This window comes from Serratia sp. CY55921, assembly GCF_052167655.1.
In the GTDB taxonomy this organism is placed as follows: domain Bacteria; phylum Pseudomonadota; class Gammaproteobacteria; order Enterobacterales; family Enterobacteriaceae; genus Serratia; species Serratia ureilytica.
Map to the genome: position 1 here is coordinate 753547 of NZ_JBJNMU010000001.1, position 19850 is coordinate 773396.

Below are 19850 nucleotides of genomic sequence, written 5' to 3' on the forward strand. Positions count from 1 at the left end.
ATAGTCAGGTTAATCAATAACAATAATGACCACACAATTACGCTCACCCGAGCTGCTGCCTCTGAAAATCATCGCCACCGGGGCCGCGTTGCCGCCTAACCGCGTGGCGTCCTCTGCGCTCGACGCTCGGCTGGGGAAACCGGCCGGCTACGTTGAAAAACGCTCGGGCATCGTTTACCGCTATCACGCCGCCGACGATGCCAGCCAGGCCGAACTCGCCGCTGCCGCGCTGCAAGATGCGCTGGCTCGCCACGCCATTCCGGCGGACTCGATCGATCTGCTGATCTCTGCCTCGGCGATTTCGGTGCAGGCGCTGCCGTGCACCGCCGCGCACATTCTCAAGGTGGCGGGGCTGGCGCCGGGCACGCCGGGCTTCGACATCAACAGCAGCTGCGTCAGCTTTATCTCTGCGCTGCAGGTGGCGGCAGGGCTGCTGAACGCCGGGACGTATCGACGCATCGCCATCATCTCGGCGGATCTCGCTTCACGCGGCATCGACTGGCAGCACGAAGAGTCGTCGCTGATCTTCGGCGACGGCGCGGCCTGCGCCATTGTGGAGTGCGGCGACGGCGCCAGCGGCATCCTCGCCAGCCTGGTGGAAACCTACCCCACCGGCAGCGAACTGTGCGAGATCCGGGCCGGCGGCACGCGTCGCAACCCGCGCGCCGGCATGTGTGAGCAAGACTTCCTGTTTCATATGCAGGGCAAGCCGCTGTTCCGCCAGGCGTCGGCGCTGATTGAGGGTTACCTCGATCGGCTGTTGAGCGCCAGCGGCCTGACCCTGGCGCAGATCGCCACCGTGGTGCCGCATCAGGCCAGCCATCTGTCGCTCGAACATATGCGCAAACGGCTGCACGTCTCCAGCGAGGCGCTGGTCGATATCTACCGCCATCATGGCAATCAGGTGGCGGCGTCTATCCCGACGGCGCTGCATGCCGCCGTGACCACCGGGCGCTTCAATCCCGGTCAGCCGGTGATGCTGATCGGCACCGCCGCCGGGCTGGCTCTGGCCGGCATGGTGTTGCTGCCATGAGGGTGCTGGTCACCGGGGCGACCAGCGGGCTGGGACGCAACGCGGCGCAGTGGTTGCTGGAGGCCGGACATCAGGTGCGCGCTACCGGCCGCGATGAACGGGCCGGCGCAACGCTGCGTCAGCTGGGCGCCGAGTTTTGCGCGCTCGATCTGGCGCAGGCCACGCCGCAGCAGTGTCGGGAGCTGGTGACCGACTGCGAGTGGGTCTGGCACTGCGCGGCCAAGTCTTCGCCCTGGGGCGGCAAAGCGGAGTTTCACCGCATCAACGCCGCGGCGACGGATAAGCTGGCGGAGGCGGCCGGGCGCTGCGGCGTGCGGCGCTTCGTGCATATCTCCACGCCGGCAATCTACTTCGATTTTCAGCCGCATTACGATCTTGACGAGGGTTACCGCGCCCGGCGCTTCGCCAATCACTATGCCGCCAGCAAGTATGCGGCCGAGCAGCGCCTGTTGGCGCAGGCGAAGATCTATCCGCAAACCACCTATATTATGCTGCGGCCGCGCGGCCTGTTTGGCCCGCACGATCGGGTGATCGTGCCGCGGCTGTTGCAGCAGCTCGAACGCGACCGCGGGGTATTGCGATTGCCCGGCGGCGGACAAGCGCTGCTGGATCTGACCTTCGCCCCCAACGTGGTGCACGCGATGGATCTGGCCAGCCGGCAGCGCGGATTGCCGTCCGGCGCCGTGTACAACATCACCAACCACCAACCGCAGCGGCTGGCGGAGATGCTGGATGCGTTGCTGCGTCAGGAACTGGGGCTGAGTTACCGGCTGCAGGCCGTGCCGTATCCGCTGCTGCATACGCTGGCCGGCGGCATGGAGCTGTGGGCGACGCTGAGCGGCAAGGAACCGCTGTTGACGCGCTACAGCGTGGCGGCGGTGCATTTTGACATGACGCTGAGCCAGACCCGCGCGATCGAAGAGCTGGGTTACCGGCCGCGTTATTCGATGGAAGAGGGCATTCGTCTGACCGGCGAGTGGCTGCGGCAGCAAGGAGGCGGACAGCATGGCTAAGGTCACCGTTTTCGAAGTGGGCTATTGCACGCATATCGGCTGCATGGCGCTGCGCGGCGCCGGGTTCCGGGTGTGCAAATTCCCGGCGCGCGCCTATCTGCTGGAGGTGGGGGAGCGCCGCTGGCTGTGGGATACCGGCTACGCGCATTATTTTCAGCAGCACACGCAGTCGGGGCTGTTCAGCCTTTACCGCCGTATGACGCCGGTCTATTTCGATCCGGCCGAGTCGTTGGCGCATCAGCTGCGCGAAGCCGGTTATGCCGAGGGGGATATTCAGGCGCTGATCGTCTCGCATTTTCACGCCGATCACATCGCCGGGCTGCAGGATTTCAGCCAACTCGACTTTATTTGCTCCGGCGAGGGCTGGCAGCAAACCCGTGGGCTGCGCGGTTTCGCGGCGCTGAAGCGCGCCTTTATTCCCGGCCTGATCCCGGCGGATTTCGAGAGCCGTCTGCAGTTTATGGAGTCTTTTCCTGCGGTGGCGTTGCCCGCGCTGTTGGCGCCGTTCGATCGCGGTTACGCGCTGCCGGGCAGTGAAGGGCAGATCGTGCTGGTGCCGTTGCCGGGGCATGCGGCCGGCCATATCGGCGCCTTTATTCTCACCGACGCCGGCTGGACGCTGCTGGCCAGCGACGCCGCCTGGTCGCCGCAGAGTTACCAGACGCTGCGCGGGCCTTCGCGCCTGGCCAATCTGGTGATGGACGACGCGGCGGCTTACACCCGCACCCTGGAGCGGCTCAACCAGCTGTGGGCGGGCGGCCAGGTCAACATTTTGCTGTGCCACGAGGGGGACCTGTGATCCCCTTCATGACCCTTTGGCACTATTTCCGCGCCCGGCGCCTGCGCTTTGGCGATCGTGCGGCGCTGGAGGCGCATCAGGCCCGACAGCTTGAGGGTTTTGCCCGCCGGGTGCTGAGCAAGAGTCCCTATTTTCAAGGCTTCAGCCGCCGGCCGTTCGCCGAATGGCCGCAGATGGACAAGGCGCTGATGATGGCGCAGTTCGACCGCATGAACACCGCCGGGTTGCGGTGCGATGCGGTGCTGGCCTGCGCGCAGCGCAGCGAGGCGGATCGCGATTTCACGCCGAAGATCGGGCGCTACAGCGTCGGATTGTCGTCCGGCACTTCCGGGCAGCGCGGCGTGTTTGTCGTCAGCCCGCGGGAACAGCAGGTGTGGGCCGGCGGCATGCTGGCGAAAATGCTGCCGGACGGGCTGTCGGCGGGCGAGCGCGTCGCACTGTTTCTGCGCGCGGACAATAATCTCTATCACAGCGTGAACAACCGTTGGCTGAGCCTGGCGTTTTACGATTTGCTCGCGCCGTTCAGCGGCCATTTGCCGGCATTGGAACGGCAGGCGCCCAGCATCATCGTAGCCCCGGCGCAGGTGCTGCGCGCATTGGCGTTGGCGGTGCTGGCTGGGCAGGTGACGCTGTCGGTCAAAAAAGTGATCTCGGTCGCCGAGGTGCTTGAAGAACAGGATCGCCGCCTGCTGCAGCAGGTGTTTCCGGCGGTCGGCGAAGTGTATCAGGCTACCGAGGGGTTCCTCGCCGCCACCTGCGCGCACGGCACCTTGCACCTGAACGAGGAGTTTTTGCATATCGAGCCGCAGTGGATCGACGAACTGCGCTTCACGCCGCTGATCACCGATTTTACCCGCAGTACGCAGCCGATCGTGCGCTATCGGCTGGACGATGTATTGGTGCTGCGCAAGGAACCCTGCCCATGCGGGCAACCGACGCGGGCGATCGCGCGTATCGAGGGGCGGCGCGACGATCAGCTGATGCTGCCCGATGCGCAGCGGCAACCGCAGGCGGTGTTCGCCGATGCCTGCAGCCGAACGATCGCCAATGCGTTGCCGCTGACCAGCGATTACCGCTTGATCCAGCGCGGCGAACGGCGGTTGGAGCTGATTGCCGATTGCAGCCCGGCGGCGTTGGCGCACTGTCAGGCGCAGCTGATGGCGCTGTTCGCTCGTCAGGGCATCGCCACCGATCGCCTCGAATGGCGGTTGACGGCGCAAGCGGTGCTGCCGCAGTTCGATCGCAAGCGGCGGCGCATCGTGCGCCGGGCGGAGGAGGCATGAAAAGCGCACTGTTCAGGCTATGGCACATGCTGCTGGGATGGGGCACGGTCGGCGTGGTGTATAGCCTGACCGATCGCCTGCAGGGGGCGGGAACCCTGTTGCCGCCGTCGGCGCTTGATCGGGCGATCCCGTTCAGCCCCACGGCCATCTGGCTCTATCTGTCGTTCTTCCTCATCGTCCCGGCGGGCTATCTGCTGGCGCCGCTGCCGCGGATCAAATGGCTGACGCTGGCGATGCAGCTGACCGCGCTGGGCGCCGGGGCGGTTTATCTGCTGTGGCCGACCACCATGGCCTATCCGCAGAACGATGGCGTCGGGATCAGCGCGCAACTGCTGGCGGCGTTAACCCGGGTGGACTCGCCGCAAAACTGCCTGCCTTCGTTGCATATGGCGCTGACGGTGCTGGCGGTGTGGGCGCTGAGCGACGGCGAGCGCAAAGTGCGCACGGCGCTGTGGATGCTGTGGGGCGTGGCGATCGCGTTCTCGATTCTGCAACTGCGTCGGCATTTGTTTGTCGATTTGGCCGGCGGCGCGCTGCTGGCGCTGTTCGCCGGCTGGCTGGCCCTGCGCATGAAAACCCTGCGCAGGCGCGTCGTTAAAGGAGAAATGGGATGAGCGATCTGGCATTGCCGATAGTGTTCATGCTGTTCATCGTGGTGGCCGAGGCGGTGGCGCTGCAGTGGGGGCGTCGCGAGCCGGTCAACTGGCACGATCTGGTGTTCAACCTGAATTCCGGCCATATCATGCTGTGGTTGTTCCGCGGGTTGGAGATCACCTGCTACGGCTACGTGGCCGCGCATTTCAGCCTGGGGCTGCTGGATGCCTGGCCGCCGCTGCTGATGTGGCTGTTCGCCCTGCTGGCGTGGGACTTCGGTTTCTACTGGCTGCACCGTCTGCACCACCGTTTCCGCCTGCTGTGGGCGGTGCACGTGGTGCACCATCAGGGCGAGCACTTTAATCTGTCGCTGGGGGTGCGCAACTCCTGGTATTCGTCGCTGACGTCGATCCCGTTCTTTTTGCTGCTGGCGCTGGCGGGGGTGCCGCTGTCGGTGTTCGTTGCGGTCTCTATTTTTCATTACAGCATTCAGCTGTTTAACCACAATGCGCTGACGCCGAAGCTCGGCGTGCTGGAAAACATCCTGGTCACGCCGGCGCATCACCGGGTGCATCACGTCAAGGACATGGCGTATTCCAATAAGAATTTCGGCGGCAGCTTTATCTTCTGGGACAAGCTGTTCGGCACCTTTTGCCCGGCATTGCCGAGCACGCCGTTCAGCTATGGCGTCGGCGGCGACAGGCCGTCCGCCAACCCATTCTGGGCGAGCAATCTGCCGTTCCTGCGCTATTTGCGCCTGCCATGGCGCCCGGCGCCGGGCCGGCCACGCGACCGCCGTTCGGCGTTCAGCGTTTTCAGCGGCGCCATGCTGTTGTTCTCGCTGGTGGTCGGTTACGTCTACCAATACGGTTACGGCTATAGCGACATCAGCTGGCCGCAAATGGCGCTGTTGGCGCTGCTGGCGTTGGGATCGGTGGCGCTGGGCGGCATGACGGAAGGGCGGCGGTGGGCGAGCGCCGTCTGGCTGCTGATCGCGCTAGGCATGCCGCTGCTGTTTATCGGCTATCTCGGTTGGCCGCAGCGCTATTGGCATATCGCCATGGCCGCCGTGGCGTTGCATGCCCTGTGCGTCGCGTTGGGCTGGGGAAGAGTAGCCGCACCGGCCGCTGTGGAGGAACCGCATGGCTGAATCATTGCCGCCGCTGCGTTTTCCCGCCGATGGCGAACAGGCCTTCCACCGCGATCTTAAGCGCGCGGCCCACGCCTGTCTGGCGGGCGATCATCGCTATGCCGATGCCGCGCGATTGGCCAAGGCCGCGCTGTTGCTGGCGTTGTGCGTCGGGTTTTACGCGCTGAGCCTGCTGCAGCATCAGCCCTGGGCGTTTTTCCTCTGCTATTTCCTGTTCGTGACCATGGGCATGCTGCTCAATGTCAACGTCAACCACGATGCTTCGCATAACGCTTTCCTGCGTGCGCCCTGGGCCAATCGGCTGGTGGGGCGGCTGGTGACGCTGCCGCTGGGCGTCGATCCGGACTACTGGCGCACGCGGCATGTGGATTATCACCACGTTTACGCCAACGTCGAACATTACGATCTGGATACCGAAGAGAACGGCTTTTTCCGCCAGACACCGTTCCAGCGCTGGCGGCCCCATATGCGCTATCAGCATCTGTACTGGCCGCTGATCGCCGCGCTCTCGCTGCCCTATATCGCCTGGATTTTCGATTGGTCCGATCGGCTCGATAAAACGCCGCTGCGGGAAAAACGCGTGCTGGCGGGGCGCGGCGGTTGGGCGCTGTTCGTGCTGTGCAAGCTCGCGCATCTGGTGCTGGTGCTGGTGGCGCCGCTGGTCGTTGGCCACTTGCACGGCATCGGCTGGGGCTGGGTGTTGCTGGCTTACGCCCTCAGCCAGATGTGCGCCTCGCTGCTGGTGGTGTTCTTGCTGCTGGGCACCCATTGGGCGCAGGCCGAGTTTTACCCGGCGCCGACGGGCGACAGCATGCCGCAAGGCTGGTATCGGCACAATTTCGCCACCGCCTGCGACTGGCAGCCCGAACCGCGCTGGCTGGAGCATCTGACCGGCGGGCTGAACTATCACCTGACCCATCACCTGTTTCCCGGCTGGAATCATCGCCACTATCCGGCCCTGGCTGCCGCGGTAGCGGAGGTCGCGCAGCGGCACGGCATGGCGTACCGCTGCATTGGCTATCGTGAACTGCTGGCGCAACAACAGCGCTTCTTACGCCGGATGGGACAGCCATGAAACCGCTGCGTCCGTTAGCCTATCGGCGCGACGACAATGGGTTGCACCGCGCGCTGATGCAGGCCGCACAGCATTATCTGGCGGCCAACGGCGATCACCGCTTCGCCGACGGCGGCATGCTGGCGAAGGTGGCGCTGCTGCTGGCGCTGTGCGGCCTGTGTTACGGGTTGAGCCTGCAGCAGCATAACGGCTGGGCGTTTTTCGCTTGTTATTTCGGCTTTATCTTTATCGGCATGTTCCTGACGGTGAACGTGGTGCACGACGCCTCGCACAACGCGTTTTTCCGCCGCCCTTGGGCCAACCGCTGGCTGAACGCACTGGTGAGCGTGCCGCTGGGGCTGGATCCCGACTGTTGGCGCGTGCGGCACGTGTTGTTCCACCATGCCCATAACAACATCGAACATTACGACCCCGACATCGACGCCAATGGCGTGCTGCGGCAAACGCCGTTCCAGCGCTGGCGGCCCTTTATGCGCGCGCAGCGTTACTATTGGCCGTTGGTGGCGGCGCTGACTTTTCCGTACTACATCTGGCTGTTCGATTGGTTGGACAGGGCGGGCCGCACCCGCGTGGCGGCGCGCATGGCGCAGCAGGGCGTACGCGGCTGGAGCGGGTTTCTGGCGGGGAAGGCGGCGCACCTGCTGCTGGCGCTGGCGATCCCATGTTGGCTGTTGCCGCCGGCTATCGGCATCGGGCAAATTCTGCTGGTCTATTTGCTGAGCCAGATGCTTTCTTCATTGCTGTTCGTGATGTTGATCATCGGCACCCACTGGGCCAAGGCCAACTTTTATCAGGCGCCGGCGCAGGGCGCGATGCCGCACGGTTGGTATCACCATGTGTTCGCCACCACGTTCGACTGGCAGACTCGGCCGCGCTGGCTGGGTTATTGGCTGGGCGGGGCGAACCTGCATTTGACGCATCATCTGTTTCCGCACTGGAGCCACCGCCATTACCCGGCGCTCAGCCGCATCATCGGCGAGGTGGCGCCGCGCTTCGGCATCGACTACCGCCTGCTGGAGCTGGAGGAGCTGTTGCGTCTGCAGCAACGCTTCCTCAGCGCGATGGGCCGCAAGCCGCACTAGCGTTGCATGCGAATTGTGCGAGGCGTTACGCAGTTCACTAATTGAACGATATTTGCCCTTCCAGTAGACTTTCCCTCTGTGAATCAACGGCCACAGGAGGTGGACTATGCGCAGCTTGCCGATTCGGTTATCGAACAAAATTGATGATGATCTGAACGATATCGCCCGGCGTCACGGGATGGAAAAAACCGAGGTAATCAAAATGGCGTTTGCACTGATTACCCTTGCCGATAAGTACTGGATGAAACAGGATGGTACTTCTCTTGGCATTGTACGGGAGAAGGGTGAACAGCTTGAAGCGGTGGGGCGGGTCGTGGAGATCTTCCCATGAACATCGAAAGCCGTAATCTGCGCGATGAGGCCAGCCAGGTTTATCTGGAGCAGGTCTTGGTCTTCGACGAAATGGAGCGGCTGCGCCTGGCACGCCAGGTGCTGTGCGGGATATTCGCGGTCAGCGTGGGCGTATTCGCCGCCCACGCGTATTGGGAGAAAAACGAAGCGCTGAATCAGGTGTTTGAGCTGGTGAAGATCGGCGCCTTGCCGCTGGTCACGCTGGTGGTCTCTTTTTACTTTCCCAACAGCGCGTCCAGATAAGGCGTCACGTCAATGCGACTTCATGCCCGCCGCGGTCATCAGCAGGCGGAACAGTGAGGCAACCACGAATAACCCCAGCACGCTGGCGCTCCAGATGATCACCAGCCAACCGATGCGTTTCCACCAGGGCGCCGGAGCGGCGGTTGCCGTTTTATCTTGCATAGCGTCCTCCTTCCTCAGTGATAGCCGTGTTCATGGCTGATCTTGCCGCGGAACACGTAGTAGCTCCAGAAGGTGTAGACCAGAATGATTGGGATGATGAACAGCGCGCCGACCAGCATAAAGCCGAGGCTCTGCGGCGGCGCGGCGGCGTCCCACAGGCTGATGGCCGGCGGGATCAGGTGCGGCCAGATGCTGATGCCAAGCCCGCTCAGGCCGAGGAACACCAGCAGCAGCGTCAGCATGAACGGCGAGTAGTGCGCGCCGCGTTTCACCCCATGCCGGATCCCCCAGGCGCTGAGCAGCACCAGTACCGGCACCGGCAGCAGCCAGAACAGGTTCGGCAGCGTAAACCAGCGCGCGGCGATTTCGGGATGCGCGATCGGCGTCCAGATGCTGACCGCAGCCAGCACCAGCAGCAGGATCGCCAGCAGCGGCGTCGCCAGGTGATACATGCGCGCCTGCAGGTCACCGGCGGTTTTCATCACCAGCCAGGTACAGCCGAGCAGGGCGTAAGTCACCACCAGCCCCAGCCCGCAGAACAGCGCGAACGGCGTCAGCCAGTCCAGCGCGCCGCCGGCGTAGGTGCGGCCTTCTACCGGGAAGCCGTTGATCACGGCGCCCACCACCACCCCCTGGCTGAAGGTGGCGAAGAGAGAGCCCCAGATGAACGCTTTATCCCAGATATGGCGCTTCTCCGGCGTCGCCTTGAAGCGAAACTCGAAGGCCACGCCGCGGAAAATCAGCCCGATCAGCATCAGCGTCAGCGGGATCGCCAGCGCGTCGAGGATCACCGAGTAGGCCAGCGGGAAGGCGCCAAACAGCGCCGCGCCGCCCAGCACCAGCCAGGTCTCATTGCCGTCCCACACCGGGGCGACGGTGTTCATCATCAGATCGCGGTCGCCGCTCGCCTTCACCCACGGAAACAGAATGCCGATGCCCAAATCGAAACCGTCCATCACCACGTACATCATGGTGCTGAACACGATGATGACAAACCAAATCAGCGGAAGATCGATACCCATGTTCAGCTCCTGTCGTCCAGAGTGTCGTTGACCGCGGACAGCGGACGCGCCGGGCGGCCCTCGGTATTGTCTTCTTGGTGTTCATGCGGCTGCGGCCCTTTGCGGATCAGGCGCATCATGTAGGAGTAGCCCACGCCGAACACCGAGCAGTAGACGATGATGAACGCCAGCAGGCTGATGCTCATGTGCAGATCGCCGTGCGCGGACACCGCATCCTTGGTGCGCAGCAGGCCGTACACCACCCACGGCTGGCGGCCTATCTCGGTGGTGAACCAGCCCGCCAGCAGCGCCAGCAGCCCGGAAGGGCCCATCCACAGGATGAAATACAGGAACGGACGCGACTGATAGAGCCCGCCGCGCCAGCGCAGCCACAGGCTCCACACCCCGGCCAGGATCATCAGCATGCCCAGCCCGACCATGATGCGGAACGACCAGAACACCACGGTGGAGTTGGGGCGATCTTCCGGCGGGAACGATTTGAGCGCCGGCACCTGCTCGGTCAGGCTGTGCGTCAGGATCAGGCTGCCGAGATAGGGCACTTCCAGCTTGAAGCGGGTCTCTTCACGCTGCATGTCCGGCCAACCGACCAGGATCAGCGGCGTGGCTTCGCCCGGCGGGTTTTCCCAGTGGCCTTCGATGGCGGCGATCTTCGCCGGCTGATGTTTCAGCGTATTCAGGCCGTGCGCATCGCCGATCAGCGCCTGCACCGGCGCGACGATCAGCGCCATCCACATCGCCATCGACAGCATCTTGCGCATCGCCGGCGTGTCGCGGCCGCGCAGCAGATGCCAGGCGGCGGACGCGCCGACGAAGAACGCCGAGGAGAGGAAGGCGGCGGTGGACATGTGCAGCAGGCGATACGGGAAGGACGGGTTGAAGATGACCTTCAGCCAGTCAACCGGCACCACCTGGCCATTGATGATTTCATGCCCTTGCGGGGTCTGCATCCAGCTGTTGGAGGCCAGGATCCAGAAGGTGGAGATCAGCGTGCCGAGCGCCACCATGCAGGTGGCGAAGAAGTGCAGGCCGGGGCCGACGCGGTTCCAGCCGAACAGCATCACGCCGAGGAAACCGGCTTCGAGGAAGAAGGCGGTCAGCACTTCATAAGTCAGCAGCGGCCCGGTAATGCTGCCGGCGAACTCGGAGAAGAAGCTCCAGTTGGTGCCGAACTGGTAAGCCATCACCAGCCCGGATACCACGCCCATGCCGAAGTTAACGGCGAAAATCTTTGACCAGAAGTGATAAAGCTCACGATAGGCTTCATTGTGCGTTTTCAACCATAATCCTTCCAGCACCGCCAGATAGCTGGCTAAACCGATGGTGATGGCGGGGAAAATGATATGGAAAGACACGGTGAAGGCGAACTGTATTCTGGCAAGTTCCAGTGCATCAAGACCCAGCATGGCGCCTCCTAGGGTTGAACATAAATTAACCTCTTGAGTATAGCTGTCATTTTTATGTGAAATGCTTGGCGTTAAGTTAAGCACGGAGTACAGTGCCTATAATAGTGACAGTTATTTTACTTTTTCATATAACAGTTAATGGTTATGACCCGATACGAGCAGCTTGCGCAGCAGATTAGAGAACAGATCCAGAACCGGGTGTGGCGGGCGGGCGACAAGCTGCCTTCGCTGCGCGAGAGCGGCAAACGCGCCGGATTGAGCCTGATGACGGTGGTGCAGTCTTATCAACTGCTGGAGAGCCAGGGGTGGATCGTCGCCCGGCCGCAGTCGGGCTACTATGTGGCGGCGCGTCCGCAGCCGCTGCCGCAGCCTTCGCGCGGCGAGAAACTGCTGCTGAGCGAACAGGTGGACATCAACGCCTTTATTTTCGACGTGCTGCAGGCCTGCAAGGATCCGGACATCGTGCCTTTCGGTTCGGCGTTTCCCGACGCCACGCTGTTCGCCCAGCCGAAGCTGGCGCGGGCGCTGAGCAGCGTAGCGCGCAAGTTCACGCCGCACAGTTCGCTGGTCAACCTGCCGCCGGGCAACGACGCGCTGCGGCGGCACATTGCCCAACGCTATGCGCTGAGCGGCATGCAGGTCGCGCCGGACGAGATCGTCATCACCGCCGGGGCGATGGAGTCGCTCAGCCTCAGCCTGCAGGCGGTGACCCAACCGGGCGACTATGTGGCGATCGAGTCGCCGGCGTTTTACGGCGCGCTGCAGGCGCTGGAACGGCTGCGGCTGAAGGCGGTGGCGATCGCCACGCATCCGCAGGACGGTATCGATCTGGACGCGTTGCAGCAGGCGGTGGAGCAGTATCCGATCAAAGCCTGCTGGCTGATGACCCACTTCCAGAACCCGCAGGGCGCCACCCTGCCGGAGGCCAACAAGCAGCGTCTGGTGGCGCTGCTGCGCGAACGGCAGATCTCGCTGATCGAAGACGATGTCTACGGCGAGCTGTACTTCAGCGCCGAACGGCCGTTGCCGGCGAAGGCGCTCGACAGCGGCGGCCAGATCCTGCACTGCTCGTCATTTTCCAAATGTCTGGCGCCGGGCTTTCGCGTCGGCTGGGTGGCGGCGGGGCGTTATGCGCAACAGATCCAGCGTTTGCAGCTGATGAGCACCGTTTCCACCAGCGTGCCGACCCAGATGGCGCTGGCGGATTATCTGCTGCACGGCGGCTACGACACCCATCTGCGGCGGCTGCGCCGCCTGCTGGCCCAGCGCCAAAGCGCAATGCGTCAGGCGATCGCCCACCATTTTCCGCCGACGGTGAAAGTCAGTCAGCCCGACGGCGGGTATTTCCTGTGGCTGGAACTCGACCCGGCGCTGTCGTCGATGGAGCTGTACCGGCGCGCACTCGCACGGGGCATCAGCATCGCGCCGGGGCGCATGTTTACCACCGGCGACCATTTCAACCACTGCTTCCGTCTCAACGCCTCGTTTGAATGGAATGACCGCTTTGAAGAGGCGATAAAAACCTTAGCCAAACTTATCCGGGGGCTGGCGGCGGCCGGCTGAATCGCGTTTTTCCCGCCGCTTCGCCCCAGAAAAATTCATAATGCTTTTTTCGGCAATGGAATGCCGGTTTCGTTGTTAGACAGCCCTCCAGCCGCCCATTACTCTGCGATAAATTTTGTCACATTTTTATCAACGGGTAGACGAGGGGCAGTGGGTGAGTGGAATAAAAAATAAGCTAAACAAACTGTTGCGCTATCGGCTGACGCCGCTGGCGTTGGTCTGCGCGCTGGGATTGAGCACCGCCGCGCAGGCGGAAACGCTGGCCGAAGGCATTACGCCGGCCAGCGACGCCGCTCGGGTGCCGGCCGCCGCCAAACTGCGCAAAGATACCGTCGTGGCGGGCATCTCGGAGCCGCAGGGGATTTTCAACCCGTATCTGTTCACCAACGGCTGGGACGAGAACGTGACCGACGTAATCTTCAGCCGGCTGATCGGCCTGGACAGCCAGGGCAAACCGGAAGGGCGCCTGGCGGAGTCCTGGCAGGTCAGCCCCGATAATCTGACCTACACCATCAAGCTGCGGCCGAATCTGGTCTACAGCGACGGCTCGCCGCTGAAGGCCGACGATATCGCCTTTACCCTGACGCTGCTGCATGACCCGGCCTATGACGGCGATACCGATATCACGCCGGCGCACATTCAGGGCGGCGCCGAGTATAAAAACGGCACCGCGGCCGGCATCAGCGGGCTGAAGGTGATCGACGATCGCACCATTCAGATCGTCACCACCCAACCGGGCGCGACCACGTTGCAACTGATTGGCGGGCCGGTATTGTCGCGGGCTTACTACGGCAAAGACTATCAGCGCGGCAAGCTCGACGGCGTGCGCGCCTTGAACGGCAAGCCGCTCGGCAACGGCCCCTACATTTACGACAAGTACGTGCCGGGGCAGGAAATCCGCTTCCACGCCAACCCGAACTTCTACCTCGGCCCGCCGCCGATGGCGCGCTTTATCTATCGCGTCACCAACCCGGCCACCAACTTCCAGCTGTTCCAGACCGGTGAGACCGACTACGACGCCTTTACCGCCAAGCCGGACGATATCGAACAGCTCAAGCTGCTCGGTTTCGCCAATATCAACCTTTACAGCTCGAGCGATTACAGCCGGGTTGATTTCAACCTCAGACGCCCGGCGCTGCAGGACAAGCGGGTGCGTCAGGCGCTGATCTACGGCCTCGATCGGCAAAAACTGATCGCCGTGGTGTACCAAGGGTACGGCAAGGTCGCCAACCAGCCGATTTCGACGATCTCCTGGGCTTACGACGCCAACGGCATCAATCCTTACGCTTACGATCTCGATAAGGCCAAAAAGCTGTTGGACGAGGCAGGCTGGCAGGTGGGCGCTGACGGCATCCGGCAGAAAGACGGTAAAAAGCTGGAGCTGACGCTACTGGTGACCAAAAAGCTGATCAACGACGCGCTGGTGCCGATCGCCAAGGATAACTACCGCCGGCTCGGCGTGGTGCTGAAACCGCAGGTATTGGATTTCAACGCGCTGCTGGCGCAGCGCAAGGCGGGCAATTACGACCTGGCGTCTCTCAGCACCAGCACGCTGAACGATCCGCACGACGGCGTACGCGACTTCATCAGCCGCGAGAGCGAGACCGGCTACCACAACCCGCAGGTGGACGCGCTGATCGCCAAAGCCAATGCCACGCTGGATATCGCGCAGCGTAAGCCGCTGTACCATCAGCTGTATCAGGTGCTGGCGGACGATCCGCCGGTGATCCTGCTCGGCAACCGCGAAATCTTGAGCGCCAGCAGCGCGCGCGTCACCGGCTTTAAACCGGATATCTACAACGGACTGGTCGGCAGCCTGCCGAACGTCAAACCGGCGCCGTAACGCCCCGATGCCGCCGCGCCATTCCGGGCGGCGGCGATGGAATTCGCGATGAGAAATTTTATCCTGCGCCGTTTGTTGCAGACTATCCCGATGCTGTTGCTGGCTTCATTGCTGATTTTTTGCATCTTCGCCCTGGCGCCCGGCGACTTTATCGACGGCAATATCAACCTGACCGCGCAACGCGCCGCCGAGCTGCGGGCGCTGTATGGGTTGGATCAGCCCTTGTTCAGCCGTTACCTGCATTGGCTTGGCCGGCTGTTGCAGGGCGATCTCGGCTTCTCGCTGCAGTATCAGATCCCGGTCAGCACGCTGCTGAACCAATACATCTGGAACTCGTTCCTGCTGGCGGCGGTGGCGATGGTGCTGTATTGGGGCATCGCGCTGGCGGTGGGAGTGATCTCGGCGATGAAACCCTATTCGCTGTTCGATCATCTGATCACCGTGGCGGTGTTCGCCGCCATGTCGTTTCCGACGTTTTTCCTTTGCCTATTGCTGATCAAATGGTTCGCCGTCGATCTGCACTGGTTGCCGGCGGGCGGCATGTTGCGCACCGGCAGCGAAGCGAGCGGGCTGGCCTGGGCGCTGGAGGTGGCGGCGCACCTGCTGTTGCCGGTGCTGGCGCTGGTGATGCTGCAGGCCGGCAGCCTGACGCGCTATTTTCGCGCCAGCATGCTGGAGGTGATCCGCATGGACTATATCCGCACCGCGCGCGCCAAAGGGCTCAGGGAGAAAACGGTGATCCTCAAACACGCGCTGCGCAATGCGCTGTTGCCGATCATCACCCTGCTGGGGTTCGAGCTGCCGGGATTGTTCTCCGGCGCGCTGATCACCGAAAAAATCTTCAACTGGCCGGGCGCCGGGCATATCCATATCGATTCGCTGGCGGCGCGCGATTATCCGGTATTGATGGGGTTCACGCTGTTTCTGGCGGCGCTGACCATTCTCGGCAATCTGCTGGCGGACATTCTGTACGCCTACGCCGATCCACGCATTCGCTTGAGGTAACACGATGTGGGTAACGCTGTTTTTCGGGCGCCGTCGCCGCTGGCGCCAGGCGCAGTTGCCGGCGCTGGCGCAGCTGTCTCCGCCGCCCGCCGCGCAGGCCTGGCGCCGTCTGCGCCGCCACCGACCGGCGATGATCTCGCTGGCGCTGCTGGTGCTGTTGGCGCTGCTGTGCCTGATTGGGCCGTCGCTGTCGCCGTGGCCTGACGACGCCGGCGATGTGCTGAACATCAATCAGGCGCCGAGCGGCGCGCATTGGTTGGGCACCGACTTTCTCGGCCGCGATATTTGCACCCGGCTGCTGCTGGCGGGGCGAATATCGCTGACCATCGGCCTGGTGTCGATGCTGCTGTCGGTGACGCTGGGCTATGTACTGGGGGCGTTCGCCGGTTATCTGGGGGGCGTGGCGGATCGGTTGATCATGCGCTTCGCCGATCTGTTGATGACCATTCCTGGCCTGCCGCTGCTGATCATCATGGGGGCGATGCTGACCGAACTCGACGTGTCGCCGGACTACCGTATCTACATGGTGATGATCATGCTGAGCCTGCTGGGCTGGCCGTCGCTGGCGCGGCTGGTGCGCGGCCAGATCCTGTCGCTGCGCGAGCGGGATTTCATGTTGGCCACCGAAGTGCTGGGGCTCTCCACTCGGCGGCGCCTCTTCGGCCATCTGTTGCCCAATACCGTGCCGATTTTGGTGGTGGTCGCCACCATGGCTGTGGCCAACGCCATCCTCAGCGAGTCGGCGTTGAGCTACCTTGGGCTGGGCGTGGTGCCGCCGACGCCGTCGTGGGGCAACATGATGGACGCCGCCAATAGCCTGATCGACTTTCAGCGCCGCCCCTGGCTGTGGATGCCGCCGGGGCTGGCGATCTTCGTCACCGTGGTGGCGATCAATATCTTGGGCGACGGCCTGCGGGACGCGCTCGATCCGAAAATGAGCGGGGTAAAACGATGAGTCAACCGCTGGTGGCGTTCGACCGGCTGTCGGTGTCGTTTCATGGCGAGCAGGGGCCGGTGCGGGCGGTGCAACAGGTCAGCCTTGAACTGCAGGCCGGGCAAACGCTGGGGATCGTCGGCGAATCGGGCTGCGGCAAAAGCGTGACCGCCATGGCGCTGATGGGGCTGTTGCCGCAGCCGCTGGCGCAGATAGACGGCGGTGAGATTCGCTTTGAAGGGCAAAACCTGCTGTCGCTGCGGGCATCCAAGATGGCGGATCTGCGCGGCAACCGGCTGGCGATGATCTTTCAAGAGCCGATGAGCGCGCTGAATCCGGTGTTGACCCTTGGCGAACAGCTGGTGGAGCCGCTGATTCGCCACCTGACCCTGTCGCCGAAAGCGGCCTGGCGCCAGGCGATTCAACTCTTGACGGAAGTGGGGTTGGCTCGCGCGGAGGCGCTGATGCGCTGCTATCCGCATCAGCTTTCCGGCGGCATGCTGCAGCGCGTGATGATCGCCATGGCGATCGGGTGCCGGCCGGCGCTGCTGATCGCCGACGAACCGACCACGGCGCTCGACGTTACGGTGCAGGCGCAGATCCTGGCGTTGCTGCGCGAGCAGAGCCGGCGACACAACATGGCGATGATCTTGATCACCCACGATCTCGGGGTGATCGCCCAGATGGCCGATCGGCTGGCGGTGATGTACGCCGGGCGCGTCGTCGAGCAGGGAACGACCCGGGAAGTGCTGGACGAGCCGCGACATCCCTATACGCAGGGGCTGATCGCTTCGCGGCCGGTGCCGGGGCAGCGGCGACGCCGCTTGTACTCCATTCCCGGTCAGGTGCCGGATCTGGCGCGGCTGCCGGAGCATTGCGCTTTCGCCGAGCGCTGCGCGCAGGCCTCCGCTCGCTGCCGCGACGGCATTCCGCCGCTGTACGGCTCCCGTCAGCGTCAGTCCGCCTGTTTTCTCAATGCCGGAGGGCATCCGTATGTCGACTGAACCTTTGGTGGAGGTAAAGGGGTTAAAGAAATATTTTCCGCTGCGCGACGGGCTGTTCGGGCGCACCACCGGCCAACTGAAGGCGGTGGATGATGTCAGCTTCAGCATCCGCAAGGGGCGCGTTTTCGGGCTGGTGGGCGAGTCCGGCAGCGGCAAAACCACCGTTGGCCGCACGCTGCTCGGCCTGCACGACAAAACCGCCGGTGAGGTGCTGTTCAAAGGGCAGGCGTTGGACGGCCTGAGCAAGGACGCGTTGCGCGCCCTGCGGCCGAAAATGCAGCTGGTGTTTCAGGATCCTTACAGCTCGCTGAATCCGCGTCTGCGCGTGGGCGACGCCATTGGGGAAGCGCTGTTGCAACACGGCCTGGCGAGCAAGGCGGAACTGCGCGAACGGGTGCTCGATACCCTGGCGATCTGCGGGTTGTCCTCACAGCATTACGGGCGGTTTCCGCATGAGTTTTCCGGCGGCCAGCGGCAGCGTATCGGCATTGCGCGCGCGTTGATCCTGCAACCGGAATTTATCGTCGCCGATGAGCCGATATCGGCGCTCGACGTGTCGATTCAGGCGCAGATCATCAATCTGTTTTCCGATTTACAGGAGCGGCAGGGGGTGACGCTGCTGTTTATCTCGCACGATCTCGGCGTGGTGGAGCATCTGTGCCAGGATGTGGCGGTGATGTATCTGGGGCAGATCGTTGAGAGCGCCGATCGCGATGCGCTGTTCCGACAACCGCTGCATCCTTACACGCAGGCCTTGTTGGCGGCGGTGCCGACGCTGGATGCGCAACGCGCGCCGGCGTGGGTGGCCGGCGGCGAGCCGCCGAACCCCGCCAACCCGCCGCGCGGCTGCCGTTTCCATCCCCGCTGCCCGCTGGCCACGGCGCAGTGCCGCGAACAGGCGCCGCAGCTGCGCAGCGTGGCGCCCGGTCATCAGGTGGCTTGCCACCTGGTCGGTTAGCGTCAGGACAGGTAGTGTTTCAACGCGCGCCCGGCCTGGTGGATCGCCGAATGCACCGCCGGGACGTGGGCGAGCGGGTTCAACAGGCCGTAGTCGTGAATTAGCCCGTTGTAGCGGGTAGAGGTGACCTCGACGCCGGCGGCGTCGAGCAGACGCGCGTAGGCTTCACCCTCATCGCGCAGCACGTCCAGCTCGGCGGTCTGCACCAGCGCCGTCGGCAAGCCCCGCAGCTGTTCCGGCGTAGCGTTGAGCGGCGAGGCGTAGATGTCTTTGCGCTGCGCCTTATCGGGCGCATAGCTGTCCCAAAACCACTTCATCATATTGCGGGTCAGGAAATGGCCTTCGGCGAACTGATGATAGGAATCGGTATCAAAATGGGCGTGCGTAACGGGCCACAGCAGGATCTGGCAACGCAATGCCGGTAGGCCTTTTTCTTTGGCCATCAGGCTGACTACCGCCGCCATATTGCCGCCGACGCTGTTGCCGACCACCGCCAGCCGTGAACCGTCGACGTTGATTTTTTCGCCATATTCGGCCACCCATTCCGTGGCGGCGTAAGCCAGATTGATCGCCTGCGGATAGTGAGCTTCCGGTGAGCGGGGGTAGTTGACGAACACCGCCGCCGCGCCGGAGCTGTAAACCAGATCGCGCACCAGCCGTTCATGGGTGGGAAAATCGCCCAGCACCCAGCCGCCGCCGTGAAAGAACATGAATACCGGCAATGTCTCCTTGACCCTGGCCGGCCGCACCAGCTGCAGCAGAATATCCTGGCCTTCTACGTGAATGGTTTTCTCGCTGATCTCCACCTCGCGCAGCGGCACGTCTACGCTGCGCTGCGCCGCTTCCAAAACTCTGCGCGCCTCTTTGGGCTTCATTTGTTCCATAGGTTTACCGCCGGCGGCATTCAGCGTCTCGAGAAACGCGCGGATGTCGTGCTGGAGGAGAGGCCGGCTGAGATCGACGGTTCGTTTGGGCATGGTGACTCCTTGTGCGCAGAAGAAAAAGTGCGGTCAGAATCACAGTGTAGTCGTTGGCGCATAAAGCGGGAGCCGCGGCCGGCGGCGATCGGCGCGGTTCGTTTTCCGGGGCGCTGCCGATGGAATAGGCGCTTCGTCGCCGCATTGCCCGATCCTGGCGCAGCGCTGCACCGGGTTGGGGCAAAAAGTGTGATGGCGAGCAAATCGGATGAAATTATTTTTGCGAGCGCGATCAGAAATCCTGAAGTTTTTCGCAATTGAATAGGATTTCGCGAGCAATGATGATTTTAGGCCTTATTTTTTAAATTATGCATTGCAAATGCATATAAAATGAATAAATATGCATTATAAGCCGT

At 63.1% G+C, this 19850-nt stretch carries 20 protein-coding genes; 16 read left to right on the forward strand and 4 right to left on the reverse strand.

What is annotated here, in order from left to right; all coding sequences use genetic code 11:
* The first annotated feature begins 25 nt into the window (after positions 1-25).
* The 10 genes from ACJ8M3_RS03545 (at position 26) to ACJ8M3_RS03590 (ending at position 8623) form a co-directional block, all read left to right on the forward strand.
* Positions 26-1033: a 3-oxoacyl-[acyl-carrier-protein] synthase III C-terminal domain-containing protein gene (locus ACJ8M3_RS03545; protein ID WP_096242331.1), complete on the forward strand. Its 1008-nt coding sequence runs from the start codon at positions 26-28 to the stop codon at positions 1031-1033.
* Complete coding sequence (locus ACJ8M3_RS03550) at positions 1030-2046, forward strand: NAD-dependent epimerase/dehydratase family protein (protein WP_442514606.1); 1017 nt, start codon at positions 1030-1032, stop codon at positions 2044-2046. The genes ACJ8M3_RS03545 and ACJ8M3_RS03550 overlap by 4 nt, the downstream gene beginning before the upstream one ends.
* Complete coding sequence (locus tag ACJ8M3_RS03555) at positions 2039-2845, forward strand: MBL fold metallo-hydrolase (RefSeq protein WP_197822381.1); 807 nt, start codon at positions 2039-2041, stop codon at positions 2843-2845. Before ACJ8M3_RS03550 ends, ACJ8M3_RS03555 begins: the two co-directional genes overlap by 8 nt.
* On the forward strand, positions 2842-4128 hold the full coding sequence (locus ACJ8M3_RS03560) for a F390 synthetase-related protein (RefSeq protein ID WP_442514607.1): 1287 nt from the start codon (positions 2842-2844) through the stop codon (positions 4126-4128). Before ACJ8M3_RS03555 ends, ACJ8M3_RS03560 begins: the two co-directional genes overlap by 4 nt.
* Positions 4125-4742 carry a phosphatase PAP2 family protein gene (locus ACJ8M3_RS03565; RefSeq protein ID WP_033650909.1) on the forward strand — a complete coding sequence of 206 codons (618 nt, stop codon included), beginning with the start codon at positions 4125-4127 and terminating at the stop codon, positions 4740-4742. Before ACJ8M3_RS03560 ends, ACJ8M3_RS03565 begins: the two co-directional genes overlap by 4 nt.
* Positions 4739-5872 carry a sterol desaturase family protein gene (locus tag ACJ8M3_RS03570; protein WP_197822382.1) on the forward strand — a complete coding sequence of 378 codons (1134 nt, stop codon included), beginning with the start codon at positions 4739-4741 and terminating at the stop codon, positions 5870-5872. The genes ACJ8M3_RS03565 and ACJ8M3_RS03570 overlap by 4 nt, the downstream gene beginning before the upstream one ends.
* The gene (locus ACJ8M3_RS03575) at positions 5865-6947 is read left to right on the forward strand and encodes a fatty acid desaturase family protein (RefSeq protein ID WP_069100984.1); all 1083 of its coding nucleotides are present in this window, start codon (positions 5865-5867) and stop codon (positions 6945-6947) included. The genes ACJ8M3_RS03570 and ACJ8M3_RS03575 overlap by 8 nt, the downstream gene beginning before the upstream one ends.
* Positions 6944-8029, forward strand: a complete 1086-nt coding sequence (locus ACJ8M3_RS03580) for an acyl-CoA desaturase (protein WP_122003914.1) — start codon at positions 6944-6946, stop codon at positions 8027-8029. The genes ACJ8M3_RS03575 and ACJ8M3_RS03580 overlap by 4 nt, the downstream gene beginning before the upstream one ends.
* Positions 8030-8135: 106 nt before the next feature.
* The gene (locus ACJ8M3_RS03585; protein ID WP_025303190.1) at positions 8136-8360 is read left to right on the forward strand and encodes a hypothetical protein; all 225 of its coding nucleotides are present in this window, start codon (positions 8136-8138) and stop codon (positions 8358-8360) included.
* On the forward strand, positions 8357-8623 hold the full coding sequence (locus ACJ8M3_RS03590; RefSeq protein WP_033643416.1) for a hypothetical protein: 267 nt from the start codon (positions 8357-8359) through the stop codon (positions 8621-8623). Before ACJ8M3_RS03585 ends, ACJ8M3_RS03590 begins: the two co-directional genes overlap by 4 nt.
* 9 nt (positions 8624-8632) lie before the next feature.
* Here the strand turns inward: ACJ8M3_RS03590 and ACJ8M3_RS03595 are convergent, their stop codons facing one another.
* The 3 genes from ACJ8M3_RS03595 to ACJ8M3_RS03605 are packed head-to-tail and all read right to left on the reverse strand — an operon-like array spanning position 8633 to position 11210.
* The gene (locus ACJ8M3_RS03595) at positions 8633-8785 is read right to left on the reverse strand and encodes a DUF2474 domain-containing protein (protein ID WP_071605360.1); all 153 of its coding nucleotides are present in this window, start codon (positions 8783-8785) and stop codon (positions 8633-8635) included.
* Between the two features lie 14 nt (positions 8786-8799).
* Complete coding sequence (cydB, locus tag ACJ8M3_RS03600) at positions 8800-9807, reverse strand: cytochrome d ubiquinol oxidase subunit II (protein WP_033650915.1); 1008 nt, start codon at positions 9805-9807, stop codon at positions 8800-8802.
* 2 nt (positions 9808-9809) lie between these two features.
* Complete coding sequence (locus ACJ8M3_RS03605) at positions 9810-11210, reverse strand: cytochrome ubiquinol oxidase subunit I (protein WP_004934615.1); 1401 nt, start codon at positions 11208-11210, stop codon at positions 9810-9812.
* Positions 11211-11354: 144 nt separating this feature from the next.
* Here ACJ8M3_RS03605 and ACJ8M3_RS03610 point away from each other — a divergent pair, with 144 nt between their 5' ends.
* The 6 genes from ACJ8M3_RS03610 to ACJ8M3_RS03635 all read left to right on the forward strand — a co-directional run bounded on the left by ACJ8M3_RS03610 (position 11355) and on the right by ACJ8M3_RS03635 (position 18517).
* Positions 11355-12773 (forward strand): aminotransferase-like domain-containing protein, encoded by a 1419-nt coding sequence (locus ACJ8M3_RS03610; protein WP_042784770.1) that lies wholly within the window; start codon positions 11355-11357, stop codon positions 12771-12773.
* Between the two features lie 154 nt (positions 12774-12927).
* Positions 12928-14616, forward strand: coding sequence for an ABC transporter substrate-binding protein (locus ACJ8M3_RS03615; RefSeq protein ID WP_188050045.1), 1689 nt, complete (start codon positions 12928-12930; stop codon positions 14614-14616).
* A gap of 48 nt (positions 14617-14664) precedes the next feature.
* Positions 14665-15621, forward strand: a complete 957-nt coding sequence (locus tag ACJ8M3_RS03620) for an ABC transporter permease (protein WP_004934604.1) — start codon at positions 14665-14667, stop codon at positions 15619-15621.
* Between the two features lie 4 nt (positions 15622-15625).
* A complete protein-coding gene (gene opp4C, locus ACJ8M3_RS03625; protein WP_046687269.1) occupies positions 15626-16576 on the forward strand; it encodes an oligopeptide ABC transporter permease in 951 nt (316 codons plus the stop codon).
* Positions 16573-17559: an ABC transporter ATP-binding protein gene (locus tag ACJ8M3_RS03630; protein ID WP_142002579.1), complete on the forward strand. Its 987-nt coding sequence runs from the start codon at positions 16573-16575 to the stop codon at positions 17557-17559. The genes opp4C and ACJ8M3_RS03630 overlap by 4 nt, the downstream gene beginning before the upstream one ends.
* The gene (locus ACJ8M3_RS03635; protein ID WP_033650921.1) at positions 17549-18517 is read left to right on the forward strand and encodes an ABC transporter ATP-binding protein; all 969 of its coding nucleotides are present in this window, start codon (positions 17549-17551) and stop codon (positions 18515-18517) included. The genes ACJ8M3_RS03630 and ACJ8M3_RS03635 overlap by 11 nt, the downstream gene beginning before the upstream one ends.
* 2 nt (positions 18518-18519) lie before the next feature.
* Here ACJ8M3_RS03635 and ACJ8M3_RS03640 read toward each other — a convergent pair whose 3' ends face one another.
* On the reverse strand, positions 18520-19494 hold the full coding sequence (locus ACJ8M3_RS03640) for an alpha/beta hydrolase (protein WP_442514608.1): 975 nt from the start codon (positions 19492-19494) through the stop codon (positions 18520-18522).
* Between the last annotated feature and the right edge of the window lie 356 nt (positions 19495-19850).

Excerpts from the sequence above, each read along its gene's own strand:
- ACJ8M3_RS03545 (WP_096242331.1), top strand. The coding sequence starts at position 26 with ATGACCACACAATTACGCTCACCCGAGCTGCTGCCTCTGAAAATCATC.
- ACJ8M3_RS03550 (WP_442514606.1), top strand. The coding sequence starts at position 1,030 with ATGAGGGTGCTGGTCACCGGGGCGACCAGCGGGCTGGGACGCAACGCG.
- ACJ8M3_RS03555 (WP_197822381.1), top strand. The coding sequence starts at position 2,039 with ATGGCTAAGGTCACCGTTTTCGAAGTGGGCTATTGCACGCATATCGGC.
- ACJ8M3_RS03565 (WP_033650909.1), top strand. The coding sequence starts at position 4,125 with ATGAAAAGCGCACTGTTCAGGCTATGGCACATGCTGCTGGGATGGGGC.
- ACJ8M3_RS03570 (WP_197822382.1), top strand. The coding sequence starts at position 4,739 with ATGAGCGATCTGGCATTGCCGATAGTGTTCATGCTGTTCATCGTGGTG.
- ACJ8M3_RS03575 (WP_069100984.1), top strand. The coding sequence starts at position 5,865 with ATGGCTGAATCATTGCCGCCGCTGCGTTTTCCCGCCGATGGCGAACAG.
- ACJ8M3_RS03580 (WP_122003914.1), top strand. The coding sequence starts at position 6,944 with ATGAAACCGCTGCGTCCGTTAGCCTATCGGCGCGACGACAATGGGTTG.
- ACJ8M3_RS03585 (WP_025303190.1), top strand. The coding sequence starts at position 8,136 with ATGCGCAGCTTGCCGATTCGGTTATCGAACAAAATTGATGATGATCTG.
- ACJ8M3_RS03590 (WP_033643416.1), top strand. The coding sequence starts at position 8,357 with ATGAACATCGAAAGCCGTAATCTGCGCGATGAGGCCAGCCAGGTTTAT.
- ACJ8M3_RS03595 (WP_071605360.1), bottom strand. The coding sequence starts at position 8,785 with ATGCAAGATAAAACGGCAACCGCCGCTCCGGCGCCCTGGTGGAAACGC.
- cydB (WP_033650915.1), bottom strand. The coding sequence starts at position 9,807 with ATGGGTATCGATCTTCCGCTGATTTGGTTTGTCATCATCGTGTTCAGC.
- ACJ8M3_RS03605 (WP_004934615.1), bottom strand. The coding sequence starts at position 11,210 with ATGCTGGGTCTTGATGCACTGGAACTTGCCAGAATACAGTTCGCCTTC.
- ACJ8M3_RS03610 (WP_042784770.1), top strand. The coding sequence starts at position 11,355 with ATGACCCGATACGAGCAGCTTGCGCAGCAGATTAGAGAACAGATCCAG.
- ACJ8M3_RS03620 (WP_004934604.1), top strand. The coding sequence starts at position 14,665 with ATGAGAAATTTTATCCTGCGCCGTTTGTTGCAGACTATCCCGATGCTG.
- opp4C (WP_046687269.1), top strand. The coding sequence starts at position 15,626 with ATGTGGGTAACGCTGTTTTTCGGGCGCCGTCGCCGCTGGCGCCAGGCG.
- ACJ8M3_RS03630 (WP_142002579.1), top strand. The coding sequence starts at position 16,573 with ATGAGTCAACCGCTGGTGGCGTTCGACCGGCTGTCGGTGTCGTTTCAT.
- ACJ8M3_RS03635 (WP_033650921.1), top strand. The coding sequence starts at position 17,549 with ATGTCGACTGAACCTTTGGTGGAGGTAAAGGGGTTAAAGAAATATTTT.
- ACJ8M3_RS03640 (WP_442514608.1), bottom strand. The coding sequence starts at position 19,494 with ATGCCCAAACGAACCGTCGATCTCAGCCGGCCTCTCCTCCAGCACGAC.